Origin of the sequence: Pseudomyxococcus flavus (assembly GCF_050038885.1) — a bacterium.
In the GTDB taxonomy this organism is placed as follows: domain Bacteria; phylum Myxococcota; class Myxococcia; order Myxococcales; family Myxococcaceae; genus Myxococcus; species Myxococcus flavus.
Genome location: NZ_CP143624.1, coordinates 8,456,883 through 8,475,198, shown reverse-complemented (window position 1 = coordinate 8,475,198; position 18,316 = coordinate 8,456,883). Strand labels below are relative to the sequence as shown.

Below are 18,316 nucleotides of genomic sequence, written 5' to 3'. Positions count from 1 at the left end.
TAATGCGACGTGCAGGAACGTTGAGCCTGGCCGTGGCCGTGCTGGCCCTGGGCGCGGGGTGCAAGAAGGACGCGCAGAGCGGCTCGGCCGGACCCGCGCGCGGCGGGAGTGCCCGGGGGCCCATCCAGTTCCCCGTCGAGGTGGCGCCGGTGGCGGCCCAGGACGTGGAGTACGTGGTGGACGCGGTGGGCTCCGTGGAGGCGTTCGAGCGGGTGCAGATCACCGCGCGCGTGCCCGGCGCCGTCGAGCGCGTGCTCTTCACGGAGGGCCAGGCGGTGAAGAAGGGCGACGTGCTCGCGGAGATCGAGCCGGCCCGCTACGCCATCGCGGTGCGCTCCGCGGAGGCCGCCCTGGCGCGCGCGAAGGCCACGCTGGTGGAGGCGGAGGCGGGCGCCAAGCGCCGCACGGCCGTCAACGAGGCCAGCCCGGGCCTGCTGCCCGCCGAGCAGCTGGAGACCTTCGAGGCGCGCGCGCGCACCGCGGAGGCGGACGTCGCGTCGGCGAAGGCGCTGCTGGACCAGGCGCAGCTCAACCAGCGCGACGCCTACGTGCGCGCGCCCATGGACGGCGTGCTGCAGACGCGCACCGTGCAGACGGGGCAGTACGTCCAGCCCGGCGCCGTGCTGGCCACGCTCCTGCGTCGCGAGCCGCTGCTGCTGCGCTTCACCGTGCCGGCGGCGGACGTGGCGCGCATCGAGCCGGGCATGACGGCGCGCTTCGCCGTGCGCTCGGTGGGCGGCACCTTCACGGCGAAGATCACCCACGTGGCCGCCGCCGCGGACGACGCCAGCCGCATGGTGCCGGTCACGGCGGAAATCACGGGCGAGGCGGCCGAGCGGCTGCGCCCGGGCGCCTTCGCCACGGTGGCGGTGCCGGTGGAGACGCGGGGCGGCAGCCCGGTGATTCCGCAGACGGCGGTGCGCGCCAGCGAGCGCGGCTTCCTGGCCTTCGTGGTGGAGGGAGACAAGGCCCGCGAGCGCATCCTGGACCTGGGCATGCGCACCGCGGACGGCCGCGTGGAGGTGCGCGACGGCGTGAAGCCCGGCGAGACGCTGGTGGTGCGCGGCGGCGAGGCCCTGCGCGACGGCGTGTCGGTGCGGGTGGCGGAGGGGCCCAAGCCCACCCTCACAGGTGAGCCCGCCCTGCAACCCGAGGCGGCCAGCGGCGGCGGTGGAGGCGCCCGGCAATGAACATCACCGAGGCGTGCATCAAGAAGCCAGTCCTGGCGTGGATGATCATGGCGGCCACCATCGTCTTCGGACTGGTGGCCGCGCAGCGCATCGGCATCAGCCAGTTCCCGGACGTCGACTTCCCCACCATCAACATCTCCGTGACGTGGGAAGGCGCCAACCCGGAGGCGGTGGAGAGCGACGTCCTCGAGTTCATCGAGGAGGCGGTGACGCAGGTGGAGGGCGTCACGGCCATCAACTCCACCGCGCGCCAGGGCGGCGGCAACATCACCGTCGAGCTCGACCTGTCGCGCAACGTGGACCTGGCGCTCCAGGACGTGCAGACCAAGGTGAGCCAGGTGCAGCGCCGGCTGCCGCTGGACATCGACCCACCCATCATCTCCAAGTCCAACCCGGAGGACCAACCCATCCTCTGGGTGGGCGTGTCCGGGCCCTTCAGCCAGCAGGTGGTGAGCGACTACGCGCGCTACCGCGTGAAGGAGAAGCTGCAGACGGTCCCGGGCGTGGGCGAGGTGCAGCTCGGCGGCCTGCTGGAGCGCAACGTCCGCATCTGGGTGGACGCGCAGAAGCTGGACGCGCTGGGGCTCACCGTCGAGGACGTGTCCGCGGCGCTCCAGCGGGAGCACGTGGAGCTGCCCGCCGGCCGCATCGAGACGCAGGGCCGCGAGGTCAACGTCCGCGTCATGGGCGAGGCGCTGGACCTGGAGACGCTGCGGCGCATCATCATCCGCGAGCAGAACGGGTTCCCCGTCTACCTGAACGACGTGGCGCTGGTGGAGGATGGCTTCGAGGACGTGCGCCGCATGGCGCGCATCAACGGCGAGCCGGCGCAGGGCCTGGGCATCAAGAAGCAGCGCGGCGCCAACGCCGTGGCGGTGGCCCAGGGCGTCCGGGCCGAGCTGGACAAGATGCAGAAGGACCTGCCGGAGGGGATGCAGCTGGGCATCAACTTCGACTCGACGCAGTTCATCGAGGAGAGCGTCCACGAGATCGAGTTCGAGCTGATGCTCGCGTGCATCCTCACCGCCTTCGTGTGCTGGGTGTTCCTGGGCTCGCTGTCCAGCACCATGAACGTGGTGCTCGCCATCCCCATGTCGCTGCTGGGCACGGTGGCGGTCATCTACTTCCTGGGCTTCACGCTCAACACCTTCACCCTGCTGGGGCTGGCGCTGGCGGTGGGCATCGTCGTGGACGACGCCATCATGGTGCTGGAGAACATCTTCCGGCACTCGGAGGAGGGGAAGGACCGGGTGCGCGCCGCGCGCGAGGGCACCGCGGAGATCACCTTCGCCGCGCTGGCGGCCACGATGGCGGTCATCGCCATCTTCCTGCCCGTCGTCTTCATGGACGGCGTCATCGGCAAGTACTTCCTCCAGTTCGGCGTGACGTTGTGCGTGGCGGTGATGCTGTCCTACGTGGAGGCCATCACCCTGGCGCCCGCGCGCTGCGCGCAGCTGCTCAAGACGTCGCGCGAGGACCGCAGCACGGTGGGCGTCTGGGTGGACCGGGCCTTCGAGAAGCTGGAGGCCTTCTACGCGCGGACGTTGGCCTGGGGCCTGAAGCGGCCGTGGTGGGTGCTGGCCTCGTCCGTGGTGCTGATGGGCGTCAGCGTCTTCGTCTTCCGGGCGCTGCCGGGGGAGTTCGTGCCGTCGCAGGACCAGAGCCGCCTGCTGGTGCGCATGCAGACGGCGGTGGGCAGCAACATCGAGGAGACGAACCGGCTGTTCCTGCGCGCGGAGGAGTTCGCCAGCAGCCGGCCGGAGGTGACGCGCGTGTTCTCCGTCGTCGGCGGCTTCGGCAGCGGCGCGGTCAACACGGGCATCATGTTCGTCAGCCTCAAGCCGCCCGACGAGCGCATGCCGCAGGCGGAGTTCCAGCAGCTCCTCCGCAAGGAGTTCAACAGCTACCCGGGCCTGCGCGCGGTGGTGCAGGACCAGTCGCAGAGCGGCTTCACCGCGCAGCGCGGCTTCCCGGTGGAGTTCAGCGTGCGCGGCTCGGACTGGGAGCAACTGGTGGAGGCCAGCCGGGAGATGCGCGAGAAGCTCCAGGCCAGCGGCAAGGTGGTGGACGTGGACACGGACTACCAGCTCGGCATGCCCGAGCTGCGCATCACCCCGGACCGCGGCCGCGCGGCGGACCTGGGCGTGCCCATCCAGTCGGTGGCCACCACCATCAACGCGCTGGTGGGCGGCGTGCGCGTGGGCAAGTACACCACCGGGGGCCGGCGCATCGACGTGCGCATGCGGCTGCTGGCGGACCAGCGCTCGCGTCCGGAGGACCTGTCGATCCTGAAGGTCCGCACGGCCAGCGGCGCCCTGGTGCCGCTGTCGTCGCTGGTGACGCAGGAGGAGCGGCCCGCGCTCCAGGCCATCACCCGGCGGGACCGCGAGCGCGCCATCAGCATCTACGCCAACGTGGCCCCCAGCTCGAACCAGGAAGAGGCGCTGGCGACGGTGGAGGCGCTGGCCAAGGACCTGCCGGGTGGCGTGCGCGTGGTGCCGGGCGGCGCCAGCGTGGCGTTCCGGGACTCGATGAACAGCCTGTTCTTCGCGCTCTTCCTCGGGATTGGCGTGGCCTACATGGTGCTGGGCGCGCAGTTCAATTCGTTCCTGCACCCGGTGACGGTGCTCACCATCCTGCCGCTCTCCGTGGCTGGCGCGGCGTTCGCCCTGTTCGCCACGGGCACCACGCTGAACATCTTCAGCATGATTGGCCTGCTGCTGCTGATGGGCATCGTGAAGAAGAACTCCATCATCCTGGTGGACTACGCGCTCCAGGAGCGGGAGCGCGGCGCGGACGCGCTGCAGGCCATGCTGCGCGCGGGACCGGTGCGGCTGCGGCCCATCCTCATGACGTCCACCGCGACGATGATGGCCGCGGTGCCGGCGGCGCTGGCGCTGGGCGCGGGCTCGGAGACGCGCGCGCCCATGTCCATCGCGGTGCTCGGCGGCCTGTCGGTGTCCACCGTGCTCAGCCTGCTCGTGGTGCCCGCCTTCTACGTGGTGGCGGACCGCATCAAGGCGAGGCTGGGGGAGCGCTTCGGGAAGAAGGACGATGCGTCCCCCGAGCCGCCGCAGCAGCCGGGGCCTGGGGACGAGGCCCGGCACGCGGCGCACGGGTGAGTGGAGCGGCTTCGGGCATGGGGGCGTTTCGGATGCCCCCGTGCCCGGTCCGCGGTGCCCGGTGAGCGGGCATCGCCGCTGGGGTGAGGCGAGCGCGGGAGCCTCCGAGCCACGGCCGTGGCGCAGGCAAGCCCGGAGGTCGATTCGGATGATTGTCATCGAGCCTGCGCGGCTCCCGGCGGACGTGCCGGACATCCGGGCGCTCTGGCGTGAGTACGCCGAGAGCCTTGGCATTGACTTGAGCTTCCAGGACTTCGAGGCGGAGCTGGCGACGCTGCCGGGCAAGTACGCGGCGCCCCACGGGCGGCTGTTGCTCGCGCGGCGGGGCGAAGAGGTCCTTGGAGGCGTGGCGCTGCGGCCCCTCAGCGCGGAGACGTGCGAGATGAAGCGGCTGTTCGTCCGTCCCGCTGCACGGGGCGAGCAGCTCGGGCGCCGGCTGGCGGAGCGCATCTGCGCGGAGGCGCGGGAGGCGGGTTACCGCCACATCTGCCTGGACACCCTGCAGAGCCTGTCCGCGGCATTGCGGCTGTACACGTCGATGGGGTTCCGGCCCATCGCGCCCTACGTGTTCAACCCGCTTCCCGGGGCGCTGTTCCTCGGCCTGGACCTCACGGCGGCGCACTGAGCGGCGGCAGGTCGTTGACGGTACAGCGTCAGCTGCCGCTGCCATGAATCCGCGGGCGGACTCGCGTTCTCCGCGTCGCCGCCGTGGTGCGCAGTCCTCATGGGGGCCAGGTCCAGGCGAGTTGCCGCCGGGGCATGTGCATCCGTATTGCTGCCAGTAGGACGCTTCGCAGGAAGGGCGGCCCTTACATCGCTGCCAGCAGGCAGCATCGTGAGCGGGGGACAGGCCCAGCAGTCTTGCCAGCAACAAACCTCCTGATGGGATGTGAACGCTGCAGCGCAATCGGCTGTCCTCCGCGACGTAGGCTCGTGCAGCGGCCGCGTGCGGCTCGCTCGCCGTCCACCCATAGTTGGTCGTGCATGTCGGCAAGCGGGTGGCCCGTGGTCCCAGCCGGCGGTGTCGCTTCAGGGCGGGGCGGTGCTCGAGGGCGATAAACGTTTCTTTCACCGGGGCCTTGGCCCGGTTCTCATTCGGATGATCGTCATGCTCCAGCCTTCCCCCCACGTTCGAAGTGCCCGGTCCTTCCATCGCCATCCCGGAGTCGTGGGGGCATGGTTCCTCGGAGCAGCGCTTCTGTCGGGAGGCTGTGCTTCGTCTCGCCCGGCCCCAGCTTCGACCTCTGCGGCGGCCACGACGAGCGCGTCCCCCTACGGCGCCGATGCGGCATATGCCGTGGGATTCACGTCGCTGACCTTCGAGGATCCGGCACGTCACCGCACGTTGAAGACCGTGGTCTGGTATCCGGCGCCGCCGGGCACGCAGATGCGGGAGACCCCGACGGCTCCCATCTTCATCCCCTTCATCGCCGCGAAGGATGCGCCCGTCTCCGACGCGCGGGCGCGCTGGCCGCTGGTGCTGCTGTCGCATGGCAATGGAGGCTCGGCCATCAACCTGTCGTGGTTCGGCGCGCACCTGGCGGCCCATGGCTTCGTCGTCGCGTCAGTGGACCACCCCGGCAACACCTACGGAGACACGAGCCCGGAGGGGTACGTGCGGGGCTGGGAGCGGCCTCGGGACTTCACGGCCCTCCTGGATGGGCTGCTGGCGCATCCCTCCTGGGGAGCTCGGGTGGACCTGGGGCGCATCGGCGCCGCGGGTCACTCGATGGGGGGCTACACGGCGCTGGCGCTGGTGGGGGCCCGCTTGAACCTGTCGGTCATCGCGGACCATTGCACCGCACCGGCCACCCGCGAGCATCCCGGCTGTGACGAGCTGCGTGACGTGGACTTCCGCCGCATCGACTTCGCCGAGGCGCGTGCGTCGTACAAGGACTCGCGGGTGCGGGCTGCCTTCGCCATGGCGCCCGGCATGGCGGGGACCTACGAGGCCCGGGACGTGGCGGACATCACCGCTCCCGTGACGCTGGTGCTCGCGAAGGGGGACGAGCTGATGCCGCATCAGCAGCACGGTCTCCACCTGGCGAAGCTGCTGCCGGCCGCGAACACGGTGGTCCTGGACGACGCGGCCCACTTCACCTTCCTCCCCGAGTGCACGGAGCTGGGCTTCAAGGTGGCGCCCATGCTGTGCCGGGATGCCACGCCCGGCACCCGCGCGGCCTCGCACGCGCGCACGAACGCGGAGGCGGTGGCGTTCTTCCGCGGCGCTCTGGAGGCCCCACTGTAGTTCCGCGGAGCCGGTGCCGGGGGACGCGAGCCCGACGCTCGAGAACACCGAGTCCGAGCCGGACGGCGGCCTCGCTACCGGCCGAGCTTCACTTCCTTGGCGTGGATTTCGTCCGCCTCGATCCAGTCCGCGTGGATCTCCTTGGCGTAGATGACGTCCGCGGAGACGGTGCGGGTCTTCAGCTCGGAGCCGCCCCAGTTCTCGCGCCGGGGGCCTCCCCGGATGACCCGTCGCACCCGGCCGTCCCGGGCCTTGACCTCCTTGGCGTAGATGACCCGCGCGGACACCCGGCTCGCGTGGATCTCCTTCACCTCGATGACCTCCCGCGAAGGCGGCGGGGGCCTTGGCGGGCGTGGCGGCCGTGGGCGCCCGGGGGGCGGAGGCCGGGGCGTCTCGTAGGAGTATGCCGGGGCGTCCTGGACATGGACGTGGCAGCCGGAGGCCGCCCAGGTGAGCCCCAGGAGGAGTGACAGTCGTCGCATCAGGGAATCCCCAGGTTGTCTACGAGAATGGCGTTCGTGCTGGGCACGGTAGCCTGCCCGGATGTGAAGCGGTTGCGAAGAAGCGTCACGCCATTGCCGGTGATGGTGGCGCTGGCGATGTCCGAGAAGGCCATGGAGAAGCCGTTGGCATTGCTGGTGAGGCGGCCGTTGACGTGGACGCCTCGCATTCGACTGCTGCCTCCGAGCACCGTCACATCACCTTCGATGATGGAGAGGGGCCCCTCGGTGGGGGACCAGGCGCCGAAGATGAGCACGCCCTCCGCGCGAAGCTCGAAGTCGCCCGGGTACGAGCCCTCCTTCAGGAGGAGGATGGTGCCGTCGGACGCCGCGGCCTGGGCGATGCTCTCGCCAGGTTCGAGCTCGACGACCGTGCCGCCCAGCGGGTAGCGAACCGGTGGAAACAGCGCCTGCACCGTGCCGTCCCGGTAGGACAGCGCCAGGTCATACAATTCCTTCTCCTGGGAGACCTGGAACGAATAGGTCCCCGGGTCGAAATCCAGGGTCACGGTGCCTGTCGGAAGGTGCTCCACCAGCGCCATCCCGCTGGCGTCGGTTTCGACCACGGGCAGGTCCTCGGCCCGGAACGCCACGCCAGAACGCGCGCCCCCGGGCTCTATCGAGGTGGAGGAGCCCTGATTGATGACGGGGTTGACCAGCACCACCGCGCTCGTCACCTCACCGAAGCGGCCCGGCGAGGCGGGGGAATCCTCGCCACATCCCGCCAACGTCAAGGCCAGTCCTACCGCAACCCAGTGTCGAAATTGGGATGACATATCCAGGGCGGGGACTCGCGTGACCCGGGGTCGGCCACACGGTTCGCCGCGCTTCTGGGCGTCGAGTCGAGGTGATTACAGGACGAGGCATATTTTCGGGTGATGGTGCGCCGCATGTCCCACTCCGCGTCACTTCAGGCGCGCTGAGCGCGTCGGCGGCCGACGTTGACGGACGCCCGAGGGAGCAGGAACTGCGCGCCGCCTCGCGGGCACGCACGAACGCGGAGGCGGTGGCGTTCTTCCGGTCCACGCTGGATGCTCGGCGGCCGAGGCACGGTCCGGCCTCGGGCTGTCCATGCAGGAGGTGTCGGAGTGGAAGAGGGGTACGAGCTGTTCGAGGAGGTGCCGTCCATCGGCGACTACCGCCGGCTTCGGGAGGTCGCGGGGCTGAGCCCCAAGAGCGCAGAAGCCGCCGCGGCGGGCCTGCCCAACACGCACTTCGCCGTGGTGGTGAAGAAGGACGGGCACGTGGTGGGAATGGGCCGCGTCATTGGCGACGGTGGCCTTTTCTTCCAGGTGGTCGATATCGCCGTGGAGCCCGTGCACCAGGGGCGTGGCCTGGGCAAGGCCATCGTCGGACGACTGGTCGAGCACCTGAAGGCGACGGCCCCCGCGGGGGCGTACGTCAGCCTGATTGCCGACGGCGAGGCGCATCGGCTCTACGCACAATTCGGCTTCCAGCCCACCGCGCCCAGGTCCATCGGCATGTCCCTGACCCTCCGGTAGGGCCCGCTTCGCTTCAGGCCCGGCGGTTGGCTTCCTCCAGCACCGTGCGTGCGGCGTCGACGCGGTCGGGTGGCACGAGCAGGTCGACGGTGAAGAAGGGGCCAAAGACGTGGAACAGGTTCCGGACCATGGCGCCTCGTACAATCGCGGGGATGCCCGCGGCGCCGAGGGCGGTGAGGGCGGGCTCCACGTCCGCGACGCCGCGCAGCGGCCAGACCGGCGTCCAGGTGCCACGTCCCCGGGCGCGCACTTCGTGCGTCAGGTCCAGCGTCAGGACCACCGCCATCACCAGACCGAGCAAGGACGGGAGCTGCACGGCGAGAAGCGGGGAGAGGTAGCGGCTGGGGAACCAGATGACGAGCCCGAAGAGGACACTCCACGCCGCCGCGGCAGGCAACAGCTCGCGAGCGCGGAGGGTTGCCTGCGCTCGAATGACCTTGCGGCTGGCGTCATCCTGGCCCGTGTAGGCTGCCCACAGAGCTCCCACCTGCCGAGGCCGGAAGAAGAGCGCGGAGAACAGGCCCGTGAAGAGCGCCAGCAGCGAGACGAAGAGGCCATTGAGAAGCATCGGGCTCTCATCCAGCAGCCGTTCCAGCGGCATGGCTTCTTCAGCGAATGCGCTGAGCAGGGCTGAAAGGCCGAGCATCCAGTTCGCGAGAAAGTACGGGATGAGGCCCCCGGTGGGCACTGGAGGGGTCCCAGGGGTGCCGGTGCGGGGCCCGAGTCCAGGCAGGGCACCCGTCATCAACCGCTTCAAGGACAGGGTCATGACCCCCAACACCAGGAGGAGCAGCAGCACGGTGCCTGGAGCGATGACGGCATGGCCTAGGTACCGCGCCCAGTGCATTCCGGCCTCGACGGCCGTGGGGAGCGCCAGGCCCACCAGTACGACGGCGTAGCCACTGCCCAGGCCGTATCGGTCCACCGCGACGGTGAGCGCATGCAGCAGGAGTGGCGCAGCAGCCAGTACGAGCAGGAGGCCGGCGAACGGCAAGCCCGCGTCCGCTGCCAGGTATGGGCTGTTGTCAGTCCACAGGTCTCGGTTGCTTTCATGCCACGTCGCCATGCCAAGGCCCTGGATGAGTGAGAATACGCTCCCCAGGAGCCACGCGGCCTTGCGCAGGGCTGAGCGGCCCTTGGGGCCATTCGTTCGCAGGGTGCGCAAGGGCGGTACGGCCAGCGCGATGAGCTCGACGATGATGAACGAGGCAAGGAAGGGATTGAGCTGGATGCTGAAGACGCTCATGACCTCCGCGTCGCCGAAGCTCGCCGCTGCCTCCAGGACCTTGGGGTCGACACCCGGGATCATCACCTGAAGGCTGAGCGCGGCAATCAGCATCGCTCCCAGGGTCACCGCCAGGCGGTAGACGACATCGGTGGACATGCCCTCCCAGGTTCGAGCAGCGGTGGGCGCCTGGGCCACGGCCATGACCGGCGTGCCAGCGACCAGCTCGGCGCCGCACGTCGAGCACTGACGGAAACCTTCGCGGTACTCCGCCGGTCGTCGGTACTTCTTGAAGTAGGAACACTCCGGGCTGGGACAGTGCTGGGTGGCGTCCATGAGACGCCGAGGCATAGCGCGAGTCGAACACCGGACGCACGCCGGGGCATCATTCCTCGCTGAGCAGGCGCAAACCTGTGAGTCCAGCCGCACCCACGAGGAGCGCGGTGCAGAGCCACCCGAGCATGCGTGCGGCCATCGCAAGGGGCCGGCCTCCGGAGGGGGACTCGCCGCGTTCGATGCGCTGGAGCTCCCGTTCCGCGAGCACCCATGCCACCACACCTGGCGCCAGGCCCAGCACCAGCCCGGCGAGCCCCAGGCCCAGGGCGATGCGCGCCGTCGCCGAGACGTCTGGCGCGAAGGCATATCGGTCGAGGCAGGCACCACACAGCGCATGGCCTTCTGCGGACTGGGCGCAGGCCGCGCATAGGAAGGTGCCACAGCGGAGGCAGGTGGTCGTCGCGGACGCTTCCGGATGGGCTGCGCAACGCGCTGCTTCGACCGTGGACATGACGGCCACGCTAGGATGTCTCACGTAGCGGCGCCCCTTGGGACGAGCGACAGACGGTGCTGCCTTGCTGCCGTGCTCTCGTCTCCGGGGACGCGGACCAGGGCGCACGGCGCCCCCGGGGCTGAATCGCGCCCGGGCCGTGCCCACCATGACAGGCACCGGAGGCACGCGGCACGGCCGCACTGGCATGCAAGGAGGCAGCCCCATGGCGGAGCACACCGAACCCCCATTCAACGCCACGCCGGTGAAGGAGCGCGAGGAGCCCCTCGACGTCCAGGCCTTCATGGCGGAGCTCGGCAACAGCCGTGAGTTCCAGGTCAACGGCGTGGGGGCCCGGCAGGGGGCGGAGGCGGTGTTCTGCACGCTCGCCCGGCGTCTGTCGGACGGCGAGGACCGGAAGCTGTTTCAAGCCCTGGGCAAGGACGGCATCGGCGCCATCCTCGGCGCCTGCGCCATCCACCGGGGGACGTCGCACGCGAAGCGCATGGACCGGGCGGAGTTCATCACGGACGTGGCGGACCACCTCCACATCCCCATGGACCAGGCGCTGCGCGTGCTGACGGTGGTGTTCACCGCCATCCGCGACCGGCTCCCGGACGACGAGGTGGCGGCGGTGGCCTCGCAGCTGCCCGCGGACCTGGCCGACCTGTTCCGCCGGCCCGTCTAGGCACGCGGGGCTACTTGCGTGGCGGCTTCTTGAGGAAGCGGCTCAGGCGCACCTTGCCCAGGCCGCGGCCCCCGAAGAGGTACCAGGTGATGGCCGCGCCGAAGAAGGCCGCCGCCACGGCGATGCCGATGACGCCCAGCACCGGCACGTTGCCGTACATCCACGGCTTGGGCGCGAACGAGATGAACGCGCCCACGATGAAGCCGCACGCGCACAAGCCCATGAAGGCAATCACCGCCGCGCTGCGCAGGTTCTCGTTCAGCTTGTCGAACTGGTCGGCGCGCACCGTCACGGTGAACTTGCCGGACTCCATGTCCAGGAGGATCTGCGACAGCTGCGTGGGCAGGTCCTGAGCCATGGACTGGAAGCGCAGCAGCGTGCGCATCAGCCCGCCCTGGAGCTGCATCGGGTCGTAGCGCCCGGCGAGCAGTTCCTTGGCGTAGGGCAGGGCCACCTCGATGATGTTCAGCTCCGGGTACAGGCTGCGCAGCATTCCTTCCGTGGACACGGAGGCGCGGCTGAGCAGCGCGTACTCCTTGGGGATGCGGATGCGGTACTTCACCGCCAGGTCCAGCAGGTCGCGCAGCAGCGAGCGCGTGTCCACCTGCCCCAGCGTCGTCGCCAGGTGCTGGCCGAGCAGCGACTCGATGTCGTTGCGGAAGCCCACCAGGTTGGCGCGCGCGTCGGGCACGCCCACGCGGTAGAGGATGCGCGCCACGGACTCGCTGTCCTTGAGCGCCACCGCGAGGCACAGCATGACCAGCGTCTCCTGCATGGGACGCGACAGCCGGCCCACCACGCCGAAGTCCAGCAGCGCCAGCCGGTGGTCCTCCAGCAGCAGCAGGTTGCCCGGGTGCGGGTCCCCGTGGAACAGCCCGTCCTCGAAGAGCTGCCGGAAGGACGCGTCCAGGATGTGGTGGGCAATGGCCTTGCGCTCGGACTCGTCCAGCTCCGCCGGGTTGAGCTTCACGCCGCGGATGAACTCCAGCGTCAGCACCGTGCGGCTGGACAGGCTCGAGTAGACGCGCGGAATCTTGAGGTACGGCCGCTCGCGGTGGTTCTCCAGGAAGGCCCGGATGTTGGTGGCCTCGTTGATGAAGTCGAGCTCCTCGTGGATGGCCCGGTCGAACTCGTCCACGATGCCGGTGGGCGTGTAGACGCCCGTCTCCTCCACCACGGCCTCCAGGAGGCGGGCCAGGCTGCGCAGCACGCCCAGATCGGAGTCGATGCGCGCGGCGATGCCGGGCCGCTGCACCTTCACCACCACCTCGTCGCCCTCCAGCGTCACCGCGCGGTGCACCTGGGCGATGGACGCGGCCGCCAGCGGCGTCGGGTCGATGGTGGCGAACAGACTCTCCACGCTGGCGCCCAGCGACTCCTCGATCTGCGCGTGGACCTCTTCCAGGGCGATGGGCTCCACGTGGTCCTGGAGCATCGCCAGCTCGTCGATGAACTCGGCGGGCAGCAGGTCGGCGCGCGTGGACAGCACCTGCCCCAGCTTGACGAAGGTGGGGCCCAGGTCGTTGAGCAGCATGCGGAAGCGCCGGGCGGTGGAGGCGCGCTGGGCTTCCGGCGAGACTTCCACCTTCTCCTTGCGGCCCAGGATGCGCCACACGCCCGCGCGCTCCGCCAGCTCGCCAAAGCCGTGGCGCGCCGCGATGACGGTGATTTGCCGCACGCGGTTGAGGTCCTGGAGAATCACGAGCGTTCCTGTCCTCCTACGTTACGCCGGGACGACCGGCTTGGCCACGAAGCGCAAGAGCAGATAGCCCACCACCGCGGACAGCAGCGAGCCCACCAGGATGCCCAGCTTGGCCTCCGTCAGCAGCTCCGGCTGTGCGGGGAAGGCCAGCCCCGCGACGAACAGCGCCACCGTGAAGCCGATGCCCGCCACCACCGCCACCCCGTGGAGCTGTGGCAGGGACGCGCCGCCGGGCCGGTCCGCCACGCCCAGCTTCACCGAGCCCCAGGTGAAGAAGAAGATGCCCAGCTGCTTGCCCAGGAAGAGGCCGGCGATGATGCCCAGCGGCAGCGGCCGCAGCAGGTCCGCCCAGCCCATGCCCGCCAGCGAGATGCCCGAGTTGGCCAGGGCGAAGAGGGGGACGATGCCGTACGCCACCGGCAGGTGCCACAGGTGGACGAAGCGGTTGAGCGGCGGCTCCAGCTCCTCCAGGCGCTCCTCGATGTAGAGAATCTGGGCGCCGCGCGCCTCCTCGTCCACGGGCGTCTTCAGCGTCTGGTCCACGTAGCGGCCCAGCTCCTCCAGCACCTGCCGGCCCGGGCGCAGGGGCCGCGCGGGAATGAACATGCCCAGCACCACGCCGGCCAGCGTGGCGTGGATGCCGCCGTGGTGCATGGCGTACCAGAGGGCCGCGCCCGCCAGCGCGTAGGCCACGCCGCTGCGCACCTGGAAGTAGTTGAGGCACGCCAGCACGGCCAGCACACCCAGGGCGGCCACGAGCCAGCTCGCGTGGAGGCCCGAGCCATAGAAGAAGGCGATGACGAGGATGCCGCCGATGTCGTCGAAGATGGCCAGCGCGGTGAGGAACACCACGAGCCCGTGGCCGACCCGCGCCTTGACCAGGGTGAGGCAGCCGATGGCGAAGGCGATGTCGGTGGCCATGGGGATGGCCCAGCCGGCCTGCGCCGGCGTGCCGTAGTTGAAGACGGAGTAGCACAGGGCGGGGACGATCATCCCGCCCAGCGCGGCGATGAGCGGCAGCACCGCGCGGGAGAACGTTCGCAGCTCGCCCGAGCTCAGCTCGCGCTTGATCTCCATGCCGACGACGAAGAAGAAGAGCGTCATCAGCCCGTCGTTGATGAGCTCACGGAACGTGAAGTGGCCGTGGGCGCCCGCGAGGCCCACGTCCATCCGCGCGTCGAACACGGCGAAGTACGTGGCGGCCCACGGAGAGTTGGCCCACGCCATGGCGGCCACGGCGCACAGCGCCAGCAGGATGCCGCTGGCCGCCTCCAGGCGGAAGAAGGCCCGGATTGGAGCGACGGCCACGCGGAAGAGCGCGGGGACGGGCGGTCGGGGACGGGTCTCGGAGGGGGACGGGGGTGGTGCCATGCGGCGCGCAAGATGCCCCGTGAGGGTGGGGGCTGCACCCGTTTTCGGAGCGGCCGCGCGAGGAATGTCGGCGGTGGATGGTAGGGGAACTTGGCGGGTAGGGAAGCGGTTCGTTGATCCGGGGGTGGGGCCGTGAGAGAAGGGCAGGGATGGCCGTGACGCAGCAGGCGAAAGCAGGCAGGGCAGCAGCGGTGGACCTTCCCGGGGACATGACGCCGGAGGTGGGGACGCTGAGCGAGGGTACGGGCGCCCGGGAGATTGCCTCCCTGACCCCCATGATGCGCCAGTACCTGGAGGTGAAGGCGCTCCACCCGGACGCGATGCTGTTCTTCCGGTTGGGTGACTTCTACGAGATGTTCTTCGAGGACGCGGTGAAGGCCTCGGAGATCCTCCAGATCACCCTCACCGCCAGGGCCAAGGGCGCGGACAAGGTGCCCATGTGCGGTGTGCCGTACCACTCCGCGCGGCGCTACATCGGGCGGCTCGTCTCGGAGGGCCTGAAGGTCGCCATCTGCGAGCAGGTGGAGGAGCCGGGCAGCGGGCCGGGCATCGTCCGCCGCGAAGTCACCCGGGTGATTACGCCGGGCATGGTGCTGGACGACGAGGTCCTGGAGCCGCAGGCCAGCAACTTCCTGGCGGCCGTGTGCTGGAACGACAAGGGCTGGGGCGCGGCGCTGCTGGAGGCGTCCACCGGTGAGTTCCTGGCGCTGGAGGCCCCGGGCATCGCGGAGCTGGCGGAGTCGCTGTCCCGCGTGGAGCCCCGCGAGCTGCTGGTCCCGGACGGGAAGCGCGACGCGCCGGAAATCACCCAGCTGTGCGCCCGGCTGTCGCGCACGCCGGCGGTGGCGGAGGGGGAGACCGCGTCCTTCGAGCCCACGCGGGCGTCAGCCTACCTGCGGAGTCACTTCTCCGTGCAGTCGCTGTCCGCCTTTGGCCTGGATGACGCGCCGCTGGCCGCCGGGGCCGCGGGTGCGGCGCTTCGTTATCTGAAGGACACGCAGAAGACGCCGGCGGCGCACGTGGACCGCCTGAGCCGGCAGGAGCGCGGCGGCAACCTGCTGATGGATGAGTCCTCGCGGGCCAACCTGGAGGTGCTGCGCTCGCTCCGGGATGGCGGACGCAAGGGCTCGCTGCTGGGCGTGCTGGACAAGACGGTGACCAGCCTGGGCGCGCGCAAGCTGGCGCGGTGGCTGGCGTCGCCGCTGGGCTCGCTGCCGGAAATCCATGCGCGGCTGGACGCGGTGGAGGAGCTGTCCGGGCGCAGCGTGTGGCGTGAAGAGCTGGCCACCATCCTCCGGGAGGTCGGCGACCTGGAGCGGCTGTGCGGCCGGCTGTCGCTGGGCGCGGGCAACGCGAGGGACCTGCGGGCGCTGGGGCTGTCGCTGGCGCAGCTCCCCCGGGTGGCGGCGGTGCTGGCGCGGTGCGAGTCGCCGCTGCTCAAGTCCCTGGCGGGCCCCCTGTCCGCGCTGCCGGAGCTGGCGGACCTGCTGTCGCGCGCGGTGGCGGACGAGCCGCCGGTGACGCTGAAGGAAGGCGGCATGATTCGCGCCGGCTTCCACGCGGAGCTGGACAAGCTGGTGGCGCTGTCCACCTCGGGCAAGGACCTGCTGCTGCAAATCGAGCAGCGGGAGAAGGAGCGCACCGGCATCTCCTCGCTGAAGGTCCGCTACAACAAGGTCTTCGGCTACTACCTGGAGGTGACGAAGTCGAACCTGGACCGGGTGCCCAGGGATTACATCCGCAAGCAGACCACGGTGAACGCGGAGCGCTTCGTCACGCCGGAGCTGAAGGAGTACGAGGAGCAGGTGCTCAACGCCGAGGAGCGGCGCTGCGCGCTGGAGCTCCAGCTCTTCGAGGAGCTGCGCACGCAGGTGGTGGCCGCGGCGCCGCGCATCCGGTCCGCCGCGGAGGCGGTGGCCACCGGTGACGCGCTGCTGTCCTTCGCGCGCTGCGCGGCGGAGTACGGCTACACGCGGCCGGAGGTGGACGCCTCGGAGGCGCTCAGCATCACCGCCGGGCGGCACCCGGTGGTGGAGCGCATGCTGGGAGCGGGGGACTCGTTCGTCCCCAACGACGTCCGGCTGGACCCGGCCGAGGACGCCCAGCTGCTGGTGATTACCGGTCCCAACATGGCCGGCAAGAGCACGGTGATGCGGCAGGTGGCGCTGACGGCGCTGATGGCGCAGGCGGGCTCGTTCGTCCCGGCGAAGGCGGCGCGCATCGGCCTGTGTGACCGCATCTTCACGCGCGTGGGCGCGGCGGACAACCTGGCGCGCGGGCAGTCCACGTTCATGGTGGAGATGACGGAGACCAGCCACATCCTCCACCACGCCACGCGCAAGAGCCTCATCATCCTGGACGAGATTGGCCGTGGCACGTCCACCTTCGACGGGCTCTCCATCGCCTGGGCGGTGGCGGAGCACCTGCACGACAAGGTGGGGGCGCGCGCGCTGTTCGCCACGCACTACCACGAGCTGGTGGACCTGGCCCGCGAGCGGCCCCGGGTGAAGAATCTGTGTATCGCCGTGAAGGAGCAGAACGGCAAGGTCATCTTCCTGCGCAAGCTGGTGCCAGGCGGGGCCAGCCGCTCCTACGGCATCGAGGTGGCGAAGCTGGCGGGCCTGCCGCCGGAAGTCGTGGGCCGCGCGCGCGAGCTGCTCCAGAACCTGGAGTCCGGGGAGCTGGACGATGCGGGCCGGCCCCGGGTGGCGGTGCGGCAGCCGCCGGGTGGGCGCCGTGGTGGCGCGGCCTCCTCCAGCCAGCTGGGGCTGTTCGGCGCGGAGTCGGCGCCCGCGTCTCAGGGCGCCGCCGGGGTGACGCCCGCGCAGCAGAAGGCGCTGGACGCGCTGAAGGGCGCGACCATCGACCGGATGACGCCGCTGGACGCGCTCAACCTGCTGGCGCGGCTCCAGCGCGAGCTGGAGTAGCGGTAGCCAGGGGAGCGCCGAAGCTGACCCGGTGCGTGGGCGCGCGGCACGCTACCGCCCTGCATGAGGGCGCCAAAGGCTTGCGTCTCATGCCGATGGCCGGACGCGCCCTTTGGCTCGGACATGGCGCTTGGTCGAGAACCCTCCCTGACCCTTGCCGAGCGCTTCCGCTTCCCTCGTTTAACGGGAGTCCTCCGAGCGACCGCGGCGTGCTGGTCGGCGCGCACCCCGCTGGGGATACGTCTTAGGTCGGCGAGAGCGAAAGCTGCATGGCGCAGCGGCGGTCGGCAGGGAGGCCTGCTGCAACCTCCGCATCCAGGAGTGCGGAGAGGAACGGCGGCGTCTGCAGGGGGGGCAAGATCTCAAAGCCAAGCGACTGGTAGAAGGGCGCGTTCCAGGGGACATCCCGGAACGTCGTGAGCGTCATCGACGCCAGTTTTGCATGAACGGCGGAGCGACGGGCGGTCTCGAGCAATTCGCGCCCGAGGCCCTCGCCCTGACGGTCAAATCGAACGGCGAGCGCCCAGATGTGCAGGTTCGTCTTGGTGATTTCGCCGCTGATGAACCCAATGGGTGGCGACGACGGTTCCACGGCAACCCAGGTGGCGCCGCCCCTGATCAGCTCTCGGTGTCGGTCTTCCGTCAGCACATCGTCGTCCGCGATCCAGGAGAGCTCGGGGATGCGGAGGAACGCTTGCCCTGCGGATCGCTCGATCGACGGGAGGTGCGGGGCGTCCGCTTCAATCGCTTGTCTGATGAACCTCATGTCCTTCACGTTCCGAACGTGTGCTTACTTTCTCTTACAGGCTGCCGCAGTATCGCCTTGAGTTTATGACAATGTCCTCTGCGGGTTGCTAAAAACCCTCATGGTGCAGGCGGCGAAGATGTCCGCCACGCTCGCTCGCATGAGCGTGCTGTCCCGAAGGATGGGCCGGGCTCACCGTGGCTTTCGAGCCCCGAGTGCGGCCTCGAATATCTCCAGGTCATGTCGCCAAGGCACCACACGCCGCTTCGGCCGGCTGGAGCAGCGCCGTAGGACGGCGACGCGCGATGAGAAGCGCGCCACCAACGACCG

At 70.1% G+C, this 18,316-nt stretch carries 14 protein-coding genes and 1 pseudogene; 7 read left to right on the top strand and 8 right to left on the bottom strand.

Going from position 1 to position 18,316, the window contains the following annotated elements:
• The first annotated feature begins 2 nt into the window (after positions 1-2).
• The 4 genes from VZL07_RS35240 to VZL07_RS35225 all read left to right on the top strand — a co-directional run bounded on the left by VZL07_RS35240 (position 3) and on the right by VZL07_RS35225 (position 6,560).
• Positions 3-1,190: an efflux RND transporter periplasmic adaptor subunit gene (locus VZL07_RS35240; RefSeq protein WP_426752325.1), complete on the top strand. Its 1,188-nt coding sequence runs from the start codon at positions 3-5 to the stop codon at positions 1,188-1,190.
• Positions 1,187-4,312, top strand: a complete 3,126-nt coding sequence (locus VZL07_RS35235) for an efflux RND transporter permease subunit (RefSeq protein ID WP_426752324.1) — start codon at positions 1,187-1,189, stop codon at positions 4,310-4,312. The genes VZL07_RS35240 and VZL07_RS35235 overlap by 4 nt, the downstream gene beginning before the upstream one ends.
• A gap of 148 nt (positions 4,313-4,460) precedes the next feature.
• Complete coding sequence (locus tag VZL07_RS35230; protein WP_426752323.1) at positions 4,461-4,937, top strand: GNAT family N-acetyltransferase; 477 nt, start codon at positions 4,461-4,463, stop codon at positions 4,935-4,937.
• A gap of 672 nt (positions 4,938-5,609) precedes the next feature.
• A complete protein-coding gene (locus tag VZL07_RS35225; protein WP_426752322.1) occupies positions 5,610-6,560 on the top strand; it encodes an alpha/beta hydrolase family protein in 951 nt (316 codons plus the stop codon).
• A gap of 74 nt (positions 6,561-6,634) precedes the next feature.
• Here VZL07_RS35225 and VZL07_RS35220 read toward each other — a convergent pair whose 3' ends face one another.
• Together VZL07_RS35220 and VZL07_RS35215 are read right to left on the bottom strand one after the other, a co-directional pair.
• A complete protein-coding gene (locus VZL07_RS35220) occupies positions 6,635-7,042 on the bottom strand; it encodes a hypothetical protein (protein WP_426752321.1) in 408 nt (135 codons plus the stop codon).
• Positions 7,042-7,794 (bottom strand): hypothetical protein, encoded by a 753-nt coding sequence (locus tag VZL07_RS35215; RefSeq protein ID WP_426752320.1) that lies wholly within the window; start codon positions 7,792-7,794, stop codon positions 7,042-7,044. The genes VZL07_RS35220 and VZL07_RS35215 overlap by 1 nt, the downstream gene beginning before the upstream one ends.
• 354 nt (positions 7,795-8,148) lie before the next feature.
• Between VZL07_RS35215 and VZL07_RS35210 the strand changes: the two genes are divergently transcribed.
• The gene (locus VZL07_RS35210; protein WP_426752319.1) at positions 8,149-8,562 is read left to right on the top strand and encodes a GNAT family N-acetyltransferase; all 414 of its coding nucleotides are present in this window, start codon (positions 8,149-8,151) and stop codon (positions 8,560-8,562) included.
• Between the two features lie 13 nt (positions 8,563-8,575).
• On the opposite strand, the gene VZL07_RS35205 is transcribed toward VZL07_RS35210, so the two are convergent.
• Complete coding sequence (locus tag VZL07_RS35205; RefSeq protein WP_426752318.1) at positions 8,576-10,138, bottom strand: hypothetical protein; 1,563 nt, start codon at positions 10,136-10,138, stop codon at positions 8,576-8,578.
• 34 nt (positions 10,139-10,172) lie between these two features.
• Complete coding sequence (locus VZL07_RS35200) at positions 10,173-10,598, bottom strand: hypothetical protein (protein ID WP_426752317.1); 426 nt, start codon at positions 10,596-10,598, stop codon at positions 10,173-10,175.
• A 181-nt stretch (positions 10,599-10,779) separates the two neighbouring features.
• Between VZL07_RS35200 and VZL07_RS35195 the strand changes: the two genes are divergently transcribed.
• Positions 10,780-11,241 (top strand): DUF2267 domain-containing protein, encoded by a 462-nt coding sequence (locus VZL07_RS35195; protein ID WP_426752316.1) that lies wholly within the window; start codon positions 10,780-10,782, stop codon positions 11,239-11,241.
• A 10-nt stretch (positions 11,242-11,251) separates the two neighbouring features.
• On the opposite strand, the gene VZL07_RS35190 is transcribed toward VZL07_RS35195, so the two are convergent.
• Together VZL07_RS35190 and nhaA are read right to left on the bottom strand one after the other, a co-directional pair.
• Positions 11,252-12,943: an ABC1 kinase family protein gene (locus tag VZL07_RS35190; protein WP_426752315.1), complete on the bottom strand. Its 1,692-nt coding sequence runs from the start codon at positions 12,941-12,943 to the stop codon at positions 11,252-11,254.
• A 21-nt stretch (positions 12,944-12,964) separates the two neighbouring features.
• The gene (gene nhaA, locus VZL07_RS35185) at positions 12,965-14,314 is read right to left on the bottom strand and encodes a Na+/H+ antiporter NhaA (protein ID WP_426752314.1); all 1,350 of its coding nucleotides are present in this window, start codon (positions 14,312-14,314) and stop codon (positions 12,965-12,967) included.
• 209 nt (positions 14,315-14,523) lie between these two features.
• On the opposite strand from nhaA, the gene mutS reads away from it, so the two are divergent.
• Complete coding sequence (gene mutS, locus VZL07_RS35180; RefSeq protein ID WP_426757439.1) at positions 14,524-17,241, top strand: DNA mismatch repair protein MutS; 2,718 nt, start codon at positions 14,524-14,526, stop codon at positions 17,239-17,241.
• Positions 17,242-17,258: 17 nt separating this feature from the next.
• Here mutS and VZL07_RS35175 read toward each other — a convergent pair.
• Positions 17,259-17,468, bottom strand: a pseudogene (locus tag VZL07_RS35175) (IS5-like element ISMra2 family transposase); the annotation flags it as partial.
• Positions 17,469-17,485: 17 nt separating this feature from the next.
• Positions 17,486-18,007 (bottom strand): GNAT family N-acetyltransferase, encoded by a 522-nt coding sequence (locus VZL07_RS35170; RefSeq protein WP_426752313.1) that lies wholly within the window; start codon positions 18,005-18,007, stop codon positions 17,486-17,488.
• Between the last annotated feature and the right edge of the window lie 309 nt (positions 18,008-18,316).

Excerpts from the sequence above, each read along its gene's own strand:
- VZL07_RS35240 (WP_426752325.1), top strand. The coding sequence starts at position 3 with ATGCGACGTGCAGGAACGTTGAGCCTGGCCGTGGCCGTGCTGGCCCTG.
- VZL07_RS35235 (WP_426752324.1), top strand. The coding sequence starts at position 1,187 with ATGAACATCACCGAGGCGTGCATCAAGAAGCCAGTCCTGGCGTGGATG.
- VZL07_RS35230 (WP_426752323.1), top strand. The coding sequence starts at position 4,461 with ATGATTGTCATCGAGCCTGCGCGGCTCCCGGCGGACGTGCCGGACATC.
- VZL07_RS35220 (WP_426752321.1), bottom strand. The coding sequence starts at position 7,042 with ATGCGACGACTGTCACTCCTCCTGGGGCTCACCTGGGCGGCCTCCGGC.
- VZL07_RS35205 (WP_426752318.1), bottom strand. The coding sequence starts at position 10,138 with ATGCCTCGGCGTCTCATGGACGCCACCCAGCACTGTCCCAGCCCGGAG.
- VZL07_RS35195 (WP_426752316.1), top strand. The coding sequence starts at position 10,780 with ATGGCGGAGCACACCGAACCCCCATTCAACGCCACGCCGGTGAAGGAG.
- nhaA (WP_426752314.1), bottom strand. The coding sequence starts at position 14,314 with ATGGCACCACCCCCGTCCCCCTCCGAGACCCGTCCCCGACCGCCCGTC.
- mutS (WP_426757439.1), top strand. The coding sequence starts at position 14,524 with ATGACGCCGGAGGTGGGGACGCTGAGCGAGGGTACGGGCGCCCGGGAG.
- VZL07_RS35170 (WP_426752313.1), bottom strand. The coding sequence starts at position 18,007 with ATGAGGTTCATCAGACAAGCGATTGAAGCGGACGCCCCGCACCTCCCG.